Below are 14,685 nucleotides of genomic sequence, written 5' to 3' on the forward strand. Positions count from 1 at the left end.
TCAGTCGATCCGCCAGTCAGTGGGTCAGTCCGTCTATTGAGCCGCCGGTCAGTGGGTCAGTCGGTCAGGAACGACGGCAGCGGGCGCGTGTCGGCTTCCGGAACCCACCGGCCATCCTCGAGCCGGTAGTTCAGCGCCGGGCCCTTGGTCACCAGCGTGCGCAGGGCGTGCACAAGCCGGTCCACGTGTTCGGCGGTGTTGCCAAGGCCGAGGCTGGCCCGCAGGGCACGCTGCTCCGTCGAGCCCGCTTTGGTCAGCAGCCGACGAGTCGCGATGTGCGCGCAGAACGCGCCGTCTCGCACGCCGATGCCGTACTCAGCGGACAGGGCGGCCGCGATCAGGCCCGCGTCGTGACCGGCGATCGTGAAGCTGACGACGCCGACGCGGGGACCGTCGAAGATGCTGAGCTCGGAGAGGCCTGGAATGTCACGCAAACCCTTGCGCAGACGGTGCAGCAGCGCGAGCTCGTGGGCCTCGATGTCGGCCCACTGCGCGGAGATCGTCTTGCACGCCACGGCGAGGGCATGCACGCCGACGACGTTCGGGGACCCGGCCTCGTGCCGCTCGGGCACCGCCGACCAGGCGACGCCCAGCCGGTCTCCCCAGCTCGTGACCTGCTTCGTGGCGCCGCCACCGGCCAGGTACGGCTCCGCCGCCTGCAACCAGTCGGCACGACCGATCAGCACACCAGCGCCGAAGGGTGCGTACAGCTTGTGTCCGGACAGCACGACGTAGTCGACGTTCCACGACTGGATGTCGATCGGGCGGTGCGGTGCCAACTGGGCCGCATCCAAGGCCACTCGTGCGCCGTGACGCCGGGCGACCTGGGCGAGCTCCTCGATCGGCCAGAGTTCGCCGGTCACATTGGACGCCCCGGTGATCACCACAAGGCGCGGACCCGTTGGCGCGGCGGCCAACGCCGCGTCGAGGGCGATGACGGCGTCGCCAGGAGACGACGGGGTCTGGATGCGACGCACCCAAGGCCCCCGCCAAGGCAGCAACGCCGCGTGGTGCTCGGTGTCGAACAGCACCACCGAAGTTGCCTTGGGCAGCGAACGAGCCAGGAGGTTGAGGGAGTCCGTGGAGTTACGGGTGAAGACGACGGTGTCCCGGGTGCGGGCGCCGACGAACTCACGCAGCACGTCACGAGCGCGCTCGTAGACCTTGGTCGAGACCTGGGATGCGAAGCCCGCGCCACGGTGCACGCTGGCGTACCAGGGCAGCAGTTCGTCGACCGCGTCCTGCGCGCTGCGAAGACAGGGTGCGCTCGCAGCGTGGTCGAGGTTGGCGTACTGGATCTGCTCGCCGGTGGCGAGCGGGACGGTCAGGGTGGCGCTGACAACCGGCGGCACCTGCGCCTGGTCCTGGGCGAACTGGCGTTGGCTGGGAAGTGCGAGCGTCATTTTCCGGCTCCTCCGGGCCTCTGGGACCCAAGAGGGTCCGCGCTTGCCCTGCCACGGCTTGTGGCGGGGCCTGGTCTTCACCCGGGGCACCCCACCGCGGTTGGAGGGTTGCCGGCCAGCAAGCCGGGGCTTAGCGCTGGCACTCATGACCTTCATTTCGAACAGTAGCGGAAGGAGACCGTTTGACGCGACCACTGCCCGGCCCAAATGTGCTGCACACCACAGATCGTGTGATGTACCGGCAAAGCTTCACCTGATCGATGGGCGGACGAAAGCGCAGGTGAGAGCGGCCGCGCCGGGGCGGGCGACGGTGGCAGGAGTGCACTGGAAGGGTTCGCTAGGCGAGCTCTGGCCCTCTCGGCGAAGCCGTACCCGGGCGAGGGATGGGAACTGGCTGTGATCAAGTCAGTCGCCGTGCTCGCCGCGCCAGCGGGCGTAGCGGCCGGCTCGGTCGAGGGCGCGGATGCGGCGTTCGGTCGCGTCGCGGGCTTGCTGCGTGGCGACGATCAGGAGTTGGTCGTGGACTTGCAGGCGCGTGGTCGGCTCCGGCGTGAACCCTTCGCCTTCGCGGGTGACCAGGCTGACCGTCGCCCCGGGTGGGAGCCGGAGCTCGGTCAGGTAGATGCCGTGCAGGCGGGAGCCTTGCGGGATCTTGACCTGGAGCAGCTCGGCTCCCAGCTCGTCCAATGGAGCCGCGTCGACTTCCACATGCTGGGAACGGGCGCCCTTGGCCAGGCCGAGGACCCGGGCGAACAACGGCAGGGTGCCGCCCTGGACCAGGGTCAGCACGATCACGAGCACGAACACCGCGTCGACCAGGTCTCTGGCGCCGGGCAGGTTCTCACTGAGCGGGATCATCGCAAGGACGATCGGGACCGCGCCGCGTAGCCCTGCCCACGACAGGAAGACCTGTTCTCGCCAAGGGACGCGGAAGGGCAGCGAGGACAGGAAGACCGACAGCGGTCGGGCAAGCAACAGCAACACAGCCGCGGCGACAAGGCCGGGCACGACCGATTCGAGCAGACGGGACGGTGAGGCGAACAGGCCGAGTAAAACGAACAGGCCGATCTGGGACAGCCAGCCCAGGCCTTCGGCGAACGACACCGTGTCGGCGCGGTGCGGGAGTTGGGAGTTGCCGAGCACCAAGGCGGCGACGTAGGTCGCGAGCAGCCCGGAGGCGTGCGCGAGCTGGCCGGTCGAGAAGGCGACCACGCACATGGCGACCGTGGCCAACGGATAGAGGCCGGTGGCAGGCAGAGCGACTCGGCGCAGGGCGACCGCGCCCAGCCAACCGAGGCCAAGGCCGATCAACGCGCCCGCCGCGAGCTCGTACACGGCAAGCAGTGGGAAGACCCAGTCGATCGTGGTGGCGGTCGACAGCACCACCACGGCGATGTAGGACGGGGCGTCGTTCAGGCCGGATTCGAGCTCGAGTGAGCCGACCAGTCGTTTGCTGACGCCGAGCCCGCGCAGGACGCTGAAGACTGCGGCGGCGTCGGTCGGTGCGAGCACAGATCCCCAGAGGGCGGCCTGTTTCCAGTCAAGGCCGAGGATGAAATGCAAACCCGCTGCGGTCACACCGACACTGACTGCTACGGCCACAGTGGACAGTGCGATACCGATTCCAAGGGATGGTCGGACGTCTGTCCAGCGAGTCGTGAGCCCACCCTCGATCAGGATCAACACCAGCGCCGCGAGGCCAAGTGCCTGCGTGAGCTGGGCGTCGTCGAAGCGGATGCCGAAGCCCGCCTCGCCGATCGCGACCCCGATGCCCAGGTACAGCAACAGCGAAGGGAGGCCAAGCCGGACCGACACCCGGACCGCGAGCACGGCCACGAGCACCACGGCGGCCCCGATCCCCAGGGCGAGGGTCAGCCCGTTCACGCCAGCATTGTCTCATCTGTCCTAAGTGCTCTCAGTCAGCAGCTTGTTGAGCCGTTCGGCCGCATCCGGCGGTGCGGGCGACAGCTCGACAACCTTGTCGCGGCCACGGTCACCCGCCACAAGAGACACATCCGCCTTGCGCACACCGAAAGCCTTGGCCAGAACGGCACGCAGCTGTTCGTTCGCCTTCCCCTCCACAGCAGGTGCCGCAACCGCAACGATGAGAGCATTCTCACCCCAGCGGCCACCGACTCGGTCCTTACGCGCACCGGGCTTCACCCGGACAGCAAAGCGAAAATCCACCACCCGATTATCCGGGTGCTGCCGGACATTCTGCCGATGCACGGAAAAACCAAGTCGGCTAGGGGGATATGACGAAGGTGGATTACCCAGAAAAGTCAGCAGTATGCCAAGCCATCGACGCGCTGAGAGATAGCGCAGGGGTAGCCGTGATGGCCGCAGAACCTACGCTGCCCCGGCACTGGCTGTGCCGGGGCAGCGCTGGTTGTATGGAACCGCCTTGGCTGCACCGGGCCACCATGGTTGCACCGGACCGCCTTTGTTGCACAAGACCGCCAGGGTGGCGCGAGACTGCCTTGGCTGCACCAGACCACCACGGTTGCGGCGGACCGCCATGCTTACCTGACCTCCTTGGCTGCGCAGGACCGCTTGGCTGCGCCGGGCCACGTCGGTTGCACCAAGCCGCGTTGGTTGGGCCGGATCGCGCTGGTTTTCTGTGGGTCAGGCGAGGGATACTTCGATGATCTTCTTGACTTGGGCCACGATGTCTGTGCGGTTCTGTTCGAAGACTGGGTCGGTTATCGCGGTTGTGTTGTCTGGGGCGAATTGCAGGACCGGGGTGTGCACGTGGCCGCCGGGGGTGGTCAGTTTCAGTGCGTCACGCAGAAGCGTTGTGCGGTAGGCGATTTCGTTGGACAGGTAGCTTCCTCCGCCGCCTGCTCGTGCGGTTGATCCTGGGGTGGGGCCGGTTGGTGAGACCACCGGGGTGGTTGCGCCTGCCGGGATTTCCGTCACCGATGTGTTGTCGAAGACTGGGAAGCGTCCGGTTGTGGCTGCGACGATCTTCGCGTGCGGCAGCGTTGTCGACACGAATTCGGGTTGTGGCGTCACCGTGGGAATGCCTGCCGGGATGGGGATTGTGGTGGCGCGGGTCTCGTTGTCGTTGTCCAGGCCGGTGTGCCAGCGGCCGTTGTAGCGTTCGATGTCGATTCGGCCGACGCGGCCTTGGCTCACTGTCGTGAACATCGTGAGTTTTGGCATCTGCGCCAGGAAGGTGCGTTCGACCATCCCTGCTTCGAAGGGACCCCAGAGCACTGGGAACATCGCTGTCTGCACTATCGCCGGGCCGGTCGGGGTTTTGATGATCACGCCGTCCAGTGCCAGTGCGGTGGCGCCGGACGGGTTGCTGCGGCGGATGTCCCCGTCGAGTTGGAACGGGTCGAAGCCGCTGACCATGACTCGCTTGAGGCCCGGCGGGAAGCTGACCGAGTCCTGCCCGCGTGAACTGGTTTCCATGGCGTTGATCAGCCTTGCCCGGTCCGCGTCGGGCAGGGTGAAGCCGGGCTTCCATTGGCGCAGCGCCCTGGTCAGCGCCAGCCGGGCCCAGTACAGCGGGCGGTCGTCGGCTCTGGTCAGGTCTCCGCCCGCGGGCCCGCGTCCTTGCACGCGGTCCACTGCCGAGCGCCACAGGCCCGCGCCTTCGGCCCGGACCAGCGCGGATGCGGCCTGTTTGGTTCGCACGGCGCACAGCAATGTCTCGAAACGGGGCCCGAAGCGGTCGAAGCCGCTGCGGCGTAACACTTCCTGCGGCACCGCCAGATCCAGTCGGCGTTCCGACACCGTCACCGGCACCGTGCGGTCGACGCAGTCACGGCTCGTAGTCTGCGCGAACGCCAACGGCGCCGCAGCAATCAGTGAACCGACGACAATTCCGCAGGTCAGGAGCCTGCGCAGCACTGTCCTCACGAAGATCCTCCTCACGTCGCCCTCATGCAACCAGGGGTTGCCGTCCCTCCACAGGCGACGAAAGTTCCGGATTGTAGCGAGCGCCAGACCAACGCGTCAGAAGCCGCTGAGGAAGCTCGCAGTCACGTTCACCGCTTGCGTCGACGTCTTGCTGTCCACGACGACCACCGCGAAGGCGACATCACCTCGGAAACCGACAAACCAGCCGTTGGCGTTGTCGCCCTGGCTTTCCGTTTCCGCCGTACCTGTTTTGCCGTACACACTGCCGAACTTGCTCAACGCGGTCGCCGTTCCCGACGTGACCACGTCGCGCATCATCGTCCGGATTTGCTCCAGGACGGGGCCTTGAGGTGCTCTGTAGCCGGTCAGTACCTGGGTTTGGGCGTCCATGCGCAGCTTTGGCGTGACGGTCTTCTTCCCCGCCACCGTTGCCGCGACGACCGCCATTCCCAGTGGCGTTGCGACGATCTTGCCTTGGCCGATGCTGTCTTCGGCGCGCTGCACCGCACTGTCGGCGTTCTCGACTTTGCCCAGTTCCGTCTTGATGCCGGGGATGTCGAAGTCCGCATTGAGGCCGAACTCGTCGGCCGCCTTACGCAGGCCGTCGGCCGGGAGCTTGCTGGCGAGCTCACCGAACGTCGTGTTGCACGACTTCGCGAACGCGGTACGCAGCTTGGTGGTGCCCAGCTCGAAGTCCGCGTTCTTCAACGAGCGGCCACCGATGTTCTTGGTGCCGGGGCATTCCACCGGCGACTCCGGGGTGAGGCCTTGCTGCAGCGCCGCGGCCGCCGAGATGATCTTGAAGGACGAGCCGGGGGCGTAGAGGCTGCTCAGCGCGCTCAGGCCGCTTGCCGCTTCGTTCTGGGCCACCGCGAGGATTCCGCCGGTGGACGGCTTGATGGCCACGAGCATGGTGGGCTGGCTGGCCTTGTCCACCGCGTTCTGCGCGGCGATCGCGATCTTGCCGTTCAGCGTGGAGTGCACCGGCTCATTCGTGGTCTGTTTCGGCTTCTGGCCGAACAGCGGCTCGCCCACCTCCTTGCCCGCGGCATCCACGATCGCGATGTACCGGCCACCGGTAGTGCCGCTCGAGCTCGCGCCGCCCATCACGACATTCATCAGCCGTGGCGAGATCTTGGGATCGGTCGGCGTGGCTTTGGAGCCTTCCCACTTCGCGATCGTCGCGCCGGTCTCATCGAGTACCGCGGCCTCGTTGGGCTTGCCGACCTCGCCGAGCACCGCCAGTGTCTGACCGGCTTGCAGCTTCGGGTGGATCACGGTCGGCGCCCACTTGACCAACCACTTGTCGTTGGTCTTCGCCAACTGCCAGGACGAAGTCCACTTGCTCGCGCCGGTGACCTGCAGCGTCGCCTCGACCGGCACGGTGACCGTCCCGTTGGCGACCTGTGGGGTCGTGGATGTCTTGCGGGCAAAGGACAACGAGCCCACGTCAACGCCCTTGTACAGGGCCGTGATGGCTTCCTGTGCCGCTGCGGGGTTGTCCGTCAGGGCCGCGGCCTCGGCGGCTTTGCCTGCCGCCAGGGCCGTCAAGAACGGGCTGAGCACCTGATCGATGGGCGGAGCGCTTTCGATCGTCGGCGCCTTGGCGGCGGACGTCCTGCCCGCGGTCTCACCGTCCGATGACGAAGGCCATAAGACAAAGACCCCGGCGACGATGATTGCCACCGCCGCCAGGGCCCCGCCGATCAAGATCGCGCGTCTTTTGCCGTCAGTCACTGCGTCCACCCCCTGCTAATGGGTCACCCCCGACCCAATGACAGCAGCATGCCAGAGGTGTCAACGTAGTGGCGTCAGAGCTACTTCTTGGTCACGCCGACCCGAACCGTTACGCCATCGCCGACTGTGCCCTCGACGGCATCCGGGCCAACTGGACCGTAAGACACCTCTTCGGCCAGGGTTTCCGAAGCGACGAACTTCTCATGGTGCTGAGCGGCCCGCAAGACATCACCGGACACTTCAAGTACCAACGAAATCCGGTCGGCGACATCCAAGCCGGACGAGCGACGGGCTTGCTGCACAACCCGAACCAGGTCACGCACGAGCCCCTCGTCGTTCAGCTCCGGCGTCACGTCGGTGTCCAGCACGACCAGACCCGAACCGCCCGGCAGCGGAGCCGCCACGCCGTGGTCGCCCGTGACCAGCCGACGCTCGTACTCCCCTTCCTGCAGCTCGATCCCAGCCGCGACAACGACTCCGGCCTGCGTGGTGGACCACTCGCCCGCCTTCACGGCCTTGATCACCGTCTGGACGTCCTTGCCCAGTCGCGGACCGGCCGCACGCGCGTTCACCACGAGCTCGAAGTGACCGTGTGCGGCCACATCCGTGGTCAGCTCGACCTGCTTGACGTTGACCTCGTCCTTCAGCAGCTCGGTGAACGGATCGAGCACCGCGGCGTCCTCGGACGCGATCACCAGACGTGCCAACGGCAACCGCACGCGCAGCTTGTTCGCCTTGCGCAACGACAACGCCGCTGAGGCGACCTGACGCACCCGGTCCATCCCGGCGACCAACGAGTCGTCAGCGGGCAGCAAGTCCTCCGACGGCCAGTCGGCCATGTGCACGGATCGCTCGCCAGTCAACCCACGCCACACCGTCTCCGCGGTCAGCGGAAGCAGCGGCGCGGTCAGCCGGCTCACGACCTCCAGCACGGTGTGCAGGGTGTCGATCGCGTCCTTGTCACCGGCCCAGAACCGGTCACGCGAGCGCCGCACGTACCAGTTGGTCAGCACCTCCAGGTACTCGCGGACCGATGCGCACGCACCGGAGATGTCGTACGTCTCCAACGCGACACGCACCGAAGCGGCCAGATCATGAGTCTTGGCAAGGATGTAGCGGTCGAGCACGTGCTCGCTGTCCGTCCGCCAGGTCCCCTCCACGCCCTCAGCGTTGGCGTACAACGCAAGGAAGTAGTACGAGTTCCACAGCGGCAACACGGCCTGCCGGACAGCATCCCGGATCCCGCGCTCGGTGACGATCAGGTTGCCACCACGCAAGATCGGCGATGCCATCAGGAACCAGCGCATCGCGTCGGAGCCGTCACGCTCGAACACCTCGTTGACGTCCGGGTAGTTCTTCAGCGACTTGGACATCTTCTGCCCGTCGTCGCCAAGCACGATCCCGTGCGCCACACAGGAACGGAACGACGGCCGGTCGAACAACGCCGTCGCCAGCACGTGCAGCGTGTAGAACCAGCCACGCGTCTGGCCGTTGTACTCGACGATGAAGTCGCCCGGGTAGTGGTGCTCGAACCAGTCCCTGTTCTCGAACGGGTAGTGCACCTGGGCGAACGGCATCGAACCGGACTCGAACCAGCAGTCCAGCACCTCGGGTACCCGGCGCATCATCGACTTGCCCGTCGGGTCGTCCGGGTTCGGCCTTACCAGGTCGTCGATCGCGGGCCGGTGCAGATCCGTTGGCCGCACACCGAAATCACGCTCGAGCTCGTCCAGCGAACCGTAGACGTCCGTCCGCGGGTACTCGGGGTTGTCCGAGCGCCACACCGGGATCGGCGAACCCCAGTACCGGTTTCGCGAGATGCCCCAGTCGATCGCGTTGGCCAGCCATTTGCCGAACTGACCGTCGCGAACGTGCCCGGGAACCCAGTTGATCTGCTGGTTCAGCTCGACCATCCGGTCGCGGAACTGAGTCACCGCAACGAACCACGACGACACGGCACGCTGGATCAGCGGGTTGTCGCAACGCCAGCAGTGCGGGTACGGGTGGTCGTAGGTCTCATGCCGCAGCAGCAATCCCGCTTCCTTGAGGTCGCGGATGATCACCTTGTTGGCGTCGAACACGTGCATGCCAACGTAAGGCGCGACCTCGTCGGTGAACTCGCCGTGCGGGTTGACCGGGCCGACGACCGTGATGCCTGCCTTGTCGGTGACGACCTTGTCCTCTTCACCGTAGGCCGGTGCGATGTGGACGATGCCCGTACCGTCGTCGGTCGTGACGTAGTCCGCGGCGAGGATCTGGTGCGCGTTCGGCTGCTGGCCGTAGAAGAAGTCGAACGGCGGCCGGTAACGACGACCGACGAGCTCGCTTCCCTTGTACCGCGCGACGATCCGCTCGGCGGCGTCCTCGCCCAACTCCCGCGAGTAGGCGGAAACCCGCGCCTCGGCGAGCAAGTACTTGCGGCCCTCGTGCTCCACGGTGACGTAGTCGACGTCCGGGTGCACGGCGGCGGCGAGGTTGCTCGGCAGCGTCCACGGTGTGGTCGTCCAGACCAGCGCCTCTTCGCCGCTGTCCAAGCGCAGGCTGACGGTGACGGCCGGGTCCTGGCGGTCCTTGTAGACCTCGTCCATTTTGGTCTCGGTGTTGGACAGCGGCGTCTCGCAACGCCAGCAGTACCACATCACCTTGAAGCCCTCGTAGACCAAGCCCTTGTCCCACAAGGACTTGAACGCCCACATGACACTTTCCATGTAGTCGAGGTCAAGCGTCTTGTAGTCGTTGTCGAAGTCGACCCAGCGGGCCTGGCGGGTGACGTAGTCGCGCCATTCCGAGGTGAAGCGCAGCACCGACTTGCGGCACGCGTCGTTGAACGCGGCGACGCCGAAGTTCTCGATGTCGGCCTTGGTCTTGAAACCGAGTTCCTTCTCGGCGGTCACCTCGGCGGGCATGCCGTGGGTGTCCCAGCCGAAGCGGCGCTCGACGTGCTTGCCCTTCATCGTCTGGAAGCGCGGCACGACGTCCTTGACGTAGCCGGTCAGCAGGTGGCCGTAGTGCGGCAGGCCGTTGGCGAACGGCGGGCCGTCGTAGAACACGAACTCGTTGGAGCCGTTCTCCCCGGCGGGCCGCGCCTCGACCGACGCCTGGAACGTCCGGTCGATCTCCCAGTACTGGAGTACCTCGGCCTCGAGCTTCGGGAAGGACGGCTGGGCGGGCACAGTGGCTTCGCCGCCGTGGGTGGCCTTGGGGTACGGCATGTCCGGGTGCCTCTCGCGGTCGTCTGCCCAAACTTGGGGACGACACACCAGGCTTTCCTGGCGTACCGCGGTACCACCCCGATTGTCGCCGCGAACACGACGACCTCTCGTTGACGGCTGTGACGGGCCTACCCGTCCGGTTCTACTGAGGCCAACCGGCCTGTTCTTCCGGAGGCTCCCCGGTGATGGCCGGATCGGTGCCTGTACTTCCTAGGGTACAAACTCCGGCAAACGGGTTACGAGCGAGCCCTCTGCTGCGCCGCGAGGGTCGCGTCCGGGCTGCACAGTGCGCACGGCGTGAACCCGAGATCGCGGGCCTCGGACACCGGCAACGGCAGGATCGGACGGTTGCCGAGCCAGGCGCAGGAGTCCAAGTGGTATCTGGGTCGCTCGTCGATCACGACCACCTCGGCGGACAGCTCGCTGACCACCAGCAGGTCGGTGGCGTCCGTGGCTTCCTCTGGCGGCTCCACGTTCGCGTCGAGCACCGGCTGCTGGACAGCCGTCACCGGTTCAGGCGGTGCCACCGGACGCTGAACCGCGGTCGCCGGATCGGCTGGCACGTCGTTGGCCGGCTGGAAGAACCCAGTCGCCGACTCGGCAGGCAGATCGGTGACCGGTTCCTGGACTGCGGTGACCGGCTCCGGCGGAGTGGTGCCGAACGGCGGTTCACCGAAGACCGGCGGGTCGTACGCGGGCTCGCGGTCGGCAGGCAGGGGTGCAGGATCCTGCAGCTGCTTCTCGAATGCCTCGAACGACTCGTCGAAGTCGTTGTCCGAGGGCGGCGACGCCGCTGCCTGAGCCGGTGGTGGCGGCGCAGGAGCCAGCATCGGCTCCTGGACAGGCGGCATCTCCCTGGCGGGTGCCTCGGGCATCCGGTCGGCCGCGGGAGCCCCCCGCGACCGACGACGCCTGTTCTGGACCCAGTCGAGCACCATCAGAGCGCCGGCCACCACGCTGATCAGCACGGAAATCCATGCCCACAGGGTGTTGGCCGTGGTCAGCGCCGCGATCAACAGACCGAGCGACGCCACCACAAGGACCAGGACCAGGTACAGCATCTTCTAGGTCAAACCCCGGCTCAGCCGGCTTCGGCCGCACGCGGCCCGAACGAGTACCCCTGCTGGCTGGCTGAGCGACTGCCCTCCGACGACGGTGCCGCCGGTGCGCGGTCCTCCAGCTCCCGCAAGGACGACTGCAGCAGGGTCTTCAGGCGCGTGCGGTACTCGCGCTCGAAGGTCCGCAGCGTGTCCAGCTTCTTCTCGAGGGTGAGCCGTTCCTGCTGTGCCGAGCCGATCAGCTCGGTGTGCTTGCGCTGGGCCTCGCGTTCCAGCGCGGTGGCCTTGTCGCGGGCTTCACGGGTCAGCGTCTCGGCACGGGTGCGCGCGTCGTTCAACATGGTCTCGGCCCGGGTACGGGACTCGTTGATCATGGTGTCGGACTTGGCACGTGCCTCGGACATCAGCTGCTCGGCCTTGGTACGAGCCTCGGCGAGCATGCCGTCGGACTCGGCCTTGGCCTCGCCGGTCAGCCGGTCGGCCATCTCCTGGGCAAGACCCAGCACCTTGGCCGCCTGGACGTGGTGGTCCCCCCCACCAGCACCAGGGTTGGTCTGCTCCAGTGCGCTGGGTGGCGGCACCGGGGTCAAACGCCGGGACGGCACAGGCTCGTCCACGACGCGGGTCGGAGGGCCGGAGGAGAGGTTGGTCCTGGCGTCGTCCAGATCCGCCCGCGCCGACTCGAGCTGCGCGTCCAGCTGCTCGACCTGCGCGCGCAGGTCGTTGTTCTCCTCGATCAGCCGGGCCAGTTCGCCCTCGACCAAGTCGAGGAAAGCGTCAACCTCGTCCTCGTTGTAGCCCCGCTTCCCAATAGGAGGCTTGCTGAACGCGACGTTATGCACGTCAGCGGGGGTCAACGACATCAGATCACCTCACGCACTCACGGCCTGCCGGCATCCCAGGTTCCCCGTCACCCGGGATACACCAGTCGCATCCCGATGAACACGACCAGCAGCAGCACCATAATCGATAAGTCCAGTCCTACGCCTCCGATCCGAACCATCGGGATCAACCGACGGAACAAACGGACCGGAGGGTCGGTCACTGTGTAGATGGTCTCCAGCGCGACCGCAACCCCGCCCGCTGGATGCCACTCCCGGGCGAACGCCCGGACGAGCTCCACAATGACACGAGCGGTGAGCAGTAGCCAGAACGCGAACAACACGTACCAAACGGCTAGGAGCACTGGTTCCACGCTACAACTCTGCCATCCATCAGCCCCTGCTGGCGAACCCGCCCTCAGCGAGTCTGCGCCGGTCTTCGGCGCTGACGTCGACATTCGGCGGTGAGATCAAGAACACTTTGTTGGTGACCTTGTCCATCGCGCCGCGCATAGCGAAGGCAAGGCCTGCCGCGAAGTCGACAAGACGCCGGGCGTCCGCGTCGTCCATCTCGGTCAGGTTCATGATCACAGGCGTGCCCTCGCGGTAGTGCTCGCCAATCGTCCGGGCCTCGATGTAGCTGGTCGGATGCAGTGTGATGATCCGCCCGAGCGGGGTGGCGGCCGGTGCGGACTCCGGCACCGGGCGCAGCCGCCCGGCCGGCTCACGGTGCGGCTCCACCGCGAGTGCGCCGCGTGTCGGCGGCGTGTCCCCAGCCCATGCCGGCCGGCCCCTGCCCCGGTCGGCTGGCTGGTAGTCCTGGTCTTCGGCGTCCTCACGGAAGCCGCCGCGACGACGGCGCGGGGCACGCTCCGAATACGCTGAGTAGTCATCTTCGACGTACTCCGAGCGGTATCCATCGGAGCGGTACGACCCGTAGCGGTCGTCGTCGCCCTCGTAGTCCTCGTCTTCCGCCGGGACCATCCCGAAGTAGGCCTTCAGCTTCTGCAGAGCACTCATGCCGTTGCCTGCCTTCCCTCCGCGACTCCCCGGCGTGCGGAACAGCTACCCGATCCACTAATACCCAAAACCGACGGGGACCAGGCCGTGAATCGCACTCACGGTGAGGTTAACGGCCGGTCCCCTAGCAGAGCGGTTCCGACACGCACGCAGGTGGACCCGTGCGCGATGGCGGACTCAAGATCGGAGCTCATCCCCGCCGACATCTCGGTGATTCCCGGGTGATCGTTACGGGTCTGCTCGAACACCTTTGCCAGCAGGTCAAAGGCATGATCAGGGGGCCAGCCCAAAGGTGCGACGGCCATCAGCCCGCTGAGATTCAATTCACTCTTCCGGGCTACCCCGTCGGCCAGGGCGGGGAGCTCCTCGACAGGGCATCCGCCACGCTGTGCGTCACCGTCCAACGAGACCTGGATGAGGACATCGAGTGGCGAGTTCCGGTCACCCGCTGTCAGCGCCGAGTCCACCGCCCGGGCGAGCGCGTCGGCCAGTCGCGGCGAGTCCACGGACTGCACGACAGTGGCCCAGCGGACCACCGAACGGGCCTTGTTGCGCTGGAGCCTGCCCACCATGTGCCACCGCACATCGACGCCAGGCAGCAGTTCACCGACGGCCTGGGCCTTCGGCCCGGCTTCTTGATCTTTGTTTTCGGCCAACTGGACCAAGCCCAGTTCGGCCAGCAGGACGGCGTCCGAAGCCGGGAACCGCTTGGTCACCGGCAGCAACATCACTTCGCTGGGATCCCGGTTGACCTGCGCACATGCCGCAGCGATCCGATCTTGGACGGCCTGGATGCTCGCCGCGAGCCGCTCACGCCTGCCGGTCATGCCGGATCGACCCAAGTCAGGGCGGCCAATCGCCCAGTGGTCCCTTCTCTGCGGTGACTGAACAGTGAACGGTCCTCCACGGTGCACCGCGGGTCGATCCCGATCTTGTTCACCCCGATCGCGGCGAGTTGCTCCCACAGTCCGGCCCGAAGATCCAGACCGGACTTGCCGGACCGGGTCCGGCAGGCGCTGCCCGGCAGATGTTTGTCTACATCCGCTTGCATCTCCGGCGGAACTTCGTAGCACTGGCCGCACACGGACGGGCCGAGCAGAACCTCGATCCGATTCATGCGCGCTCCCGCATCCTTCATCGCCTGCAGCGCTGCCGGCAAGACGCCGACACGAGCGCCCACCCGGCCCGCGTGGACCGCACCGACGACTCCGGCTTCGGGGTCGGCGAGCAACACCGGAACGCAGTCGGCGACGAGCACCGCGACGGCGATGCCCGGCTGAGTCGTCACAAGTGCGTCGGTCGCCTCGGCAGGAGTCGTGCGTGGGCCGTCGACAACCGTGACTGTCCGGCCGTGCACCTGTTCCATCCAGACCACGTGGTCCTCGGGCAGTTTCAGATCACGGGCGAGGCGCCGCCGGTTGGCCGCGACGGCCTCCGGGTCGTCGCCGACGTGAGGGCCGAGGTTGAACGAGTCGTACGGCTTCGCCGACACGCCACCGGCTCGTGTGGTGACCACCCGCCTGATGCGCAAATCCACTCCCCATAAAAGACTCATGAGTGGTCA

The 14,685-nt window shown here is 66.8% G+C and carries 12 protein-coding genes and 1 riboswitch; all 12 genes read right to left on the bottom strand.

The window, feature by feature from the left end; genetic code table 11:
- Positions 1 to 56: 56 nt before the first annotated feature.
- Entirely contained in the window at positions 57 to 1,403 is a 1,347-nt protein-coding gene (locus B9C43_RS22815) for an aminotransferase class V-fold PLP-dependent enzyme (protein WP_084428843.1), read from the bottom strand.
- A 34-nt stretch (positions 1,404 to 1,437) separates the two neighbouring features.
- A riboswitch (SAM riboswitch) is annotated at positions 1,438 to 1,554 on the bottom strand.
- Between the two features lie 254 nt (positions 1,555 to 1,808).
- The gene (locus B9C43_RS22820; RefSeq protein WP_084428844.1) at positions 1,809 to 3,287 is read right to left on the bottom strand and encodes a potassium/proton antiporter; all 1,479 of its coding nucleotides are present in this window, start codon (positions 3,285 to 3,287) and stop codon (positions 1,809 to 1,811) included.
- A gap of 21 nt (positions 3,288 to 3,308) precedes the next feature.
- On the bottom strand, positions 3,309 to 3,590 hold the full coding sequence (locus B9C43_RS22825) for a DUF167 domain-containing protein (protein ID WP_033381649.1): 282 nt from the start codon (positions 3,588 to 3,590) through the stop codon (positions 3,309 to 3,311).
- Between the two features lie 438 nt (positions 3,591 to 4,028).
- Entirely contained in the window at positions 4,029 to 5,273 is a 1,245-nt protein-coding gene (locus tag B9C43_RS22830; RefSeq protein WP_200825644.1) for a pyroglutamyl peptidase, read from the bottom strand.
- Positions 5,274 to 5,369: 96 nt separating this feature from the next.
- Positions 5,370 to 7,010, bottom strand: coding sequence for a penicillin-binding transpeptidase domain-containing protein (locus tag B9C43_RS22835; RefSeq protein ID WP_160096644.1), 1,641 nt, complete (start codon positions 7,008 to 7,010; stop codon positions 5,370 to 5,372).
- A gap of 80 nt (positions 7,011 to 7,090) precedes the next feature.
- Entirely contained in the window at positions 7,091 to 10,222 is a 3,132-nt protein-coding gene (gene ileS, locus B9C43_RS22840) for an isoleucine--tRNA ligase (RefSeq protein ID WP_084428847.1), read from the bottom strand.
- A 236-nt stretch (positions 10,223 to 10,458) separates the two neighbouring features.
- Complete coding sequence (locus B9C43_RS22845) at positions 10,459 to 11,283, bottom strand: hypothetical protein (protein ID WP_035879355.1); 825 nt, start codon at positions 11,281 to 11,283, stop codon at positions 10,459 to 10,461.
- Between the two features lie 20 nt (positions 11,284 to 11,303).
- Positions 11,304 to 12,143 (bottom strand): DivIVA-like cell division protein Wag31, encoded by an 840-nt coding sequence (gene wag31 / locus B9C43_RS22850; RefSeq protein ID WP_033381644.1) that lies wholly within the window; start codon positions 12,141 to 12,143, stop codon positions 11,304 to 11,306.
- Positions 12,144 to 12,190: 47 nt separating this feature from the next.
- The gene (locus tag B9C43_RS22855) at positions 12,191 to 12,466 is read right to left on the bottom strand and encodes a YggT family protein (RefSeq protein ID WP_033381653.1); all 276 of its coding nucleotides are present in this window, start codon (positions 12,464 to 12,466) and stop codon (positions 12,191 to 12,193) included.
- A gap of 28 nt (positions 12,467 to 12,494) precedes the next feature.
- Positions 12,495 to 13,121 (bottom strand): cell division protein SepF, encoded by a 627-nt coding sequence (locus tag B9C43_RS22860; RefSeq protein WP_033381645.1) that lies wholly within the window; start codon positions 13,119 to 13,121, stop codon positions 12,495 to 12,497.
- A gap of 98 nt (positions 13,122 to 13,219) precedes the next feature.
- The gene (locus B9C43_RS22865; protein ID WP_033381646.1) at positions 13,220 to 13,948 is read right to left on the bottom strand and encodes a YggS family pyridoxal phosphate-dependent enzyme; all 729 of its coding nucleotides are present in this window, start codon (positions 13,946 to 13,948) and stop codon (positions 13,220 to 13,222) included.
- Complete coding sequence (gene pgeF, locus B9C43_RS22870; RefSeq protein WP_033381654.1) at positions 13,945 to 14,652, bottom strand: peptidoglycan editing factor PgeF; 708 nt, start codon at positions 14,650 to 14,652, stop codon at positions 13,945 to 13,947. Before pgeF ends, B9C43_RS22865 begins: the two co-directional genes overlap by 4 nt.
- Positions 14,653 to 14,685: the final 33 nt, after the last annotated feature.

The sequence above is a fragment of the Kibdelosporangium aridum genome, from assembly GCF_900176515.1.
Taxonomy (GTDB): domain Bacteria; phylum Actinomycetota; class Actinomycetes; order Mycobacteriales; family Pseudonocardiaceae; genus Kibdelosporangium; species Kibdelosporangium aridum.

What these genes read in the sequence shown, in the direction of transcription:
- B9C43_RS22815 (WP_084428843.1), bottom strand. Translation starts at nt 1,403, where the DNA reads ATGACGCTCGCACTTCCCAGCCAACGCCAGTTCGCCCAGGACCAGGCG.
- ileS (WP_084428847.1), bottom strand. Translation starts at nt 10,222, where the DNA reads ATGCCGTACCCCAAGGCCACCCACGGCGGCGAAGCCACTGTGCCCGCC.
- B9C43_RS22845 (WP_035879355.1), bottom strand. Translation starts at nt 11,283, where the DNA reads ATGCTGTACCTGGTCCTGGTCCTTGTGGTGGCGTCGCTCGGTCTGTTG.
- wag31 (WP_033381644.1), bottom strand. Translation starts at nt 12,143, where the DNA reads ATGTCGTTGACCCCCGCTGACGTGCATAACGTCGCGTTCAGCAAGCCT.
- B9C43_RS22860 (WP_033381645.1), bottom strand. Translation starts at nt 13,121, where the DNA reads ATGAGTGCTCTGCAGAAGCTGAAGGCCTACTTCGGGATGGTCCCGGCG.
- B9C43_RS22865 (WP_033381646.1), bottom strand. Translation starts at nt 13,948, where the DNA reads ATGACCGGCAGGCGTGAGCGGCTCGCGGCGAGCATCCAGGCCGTCCAA.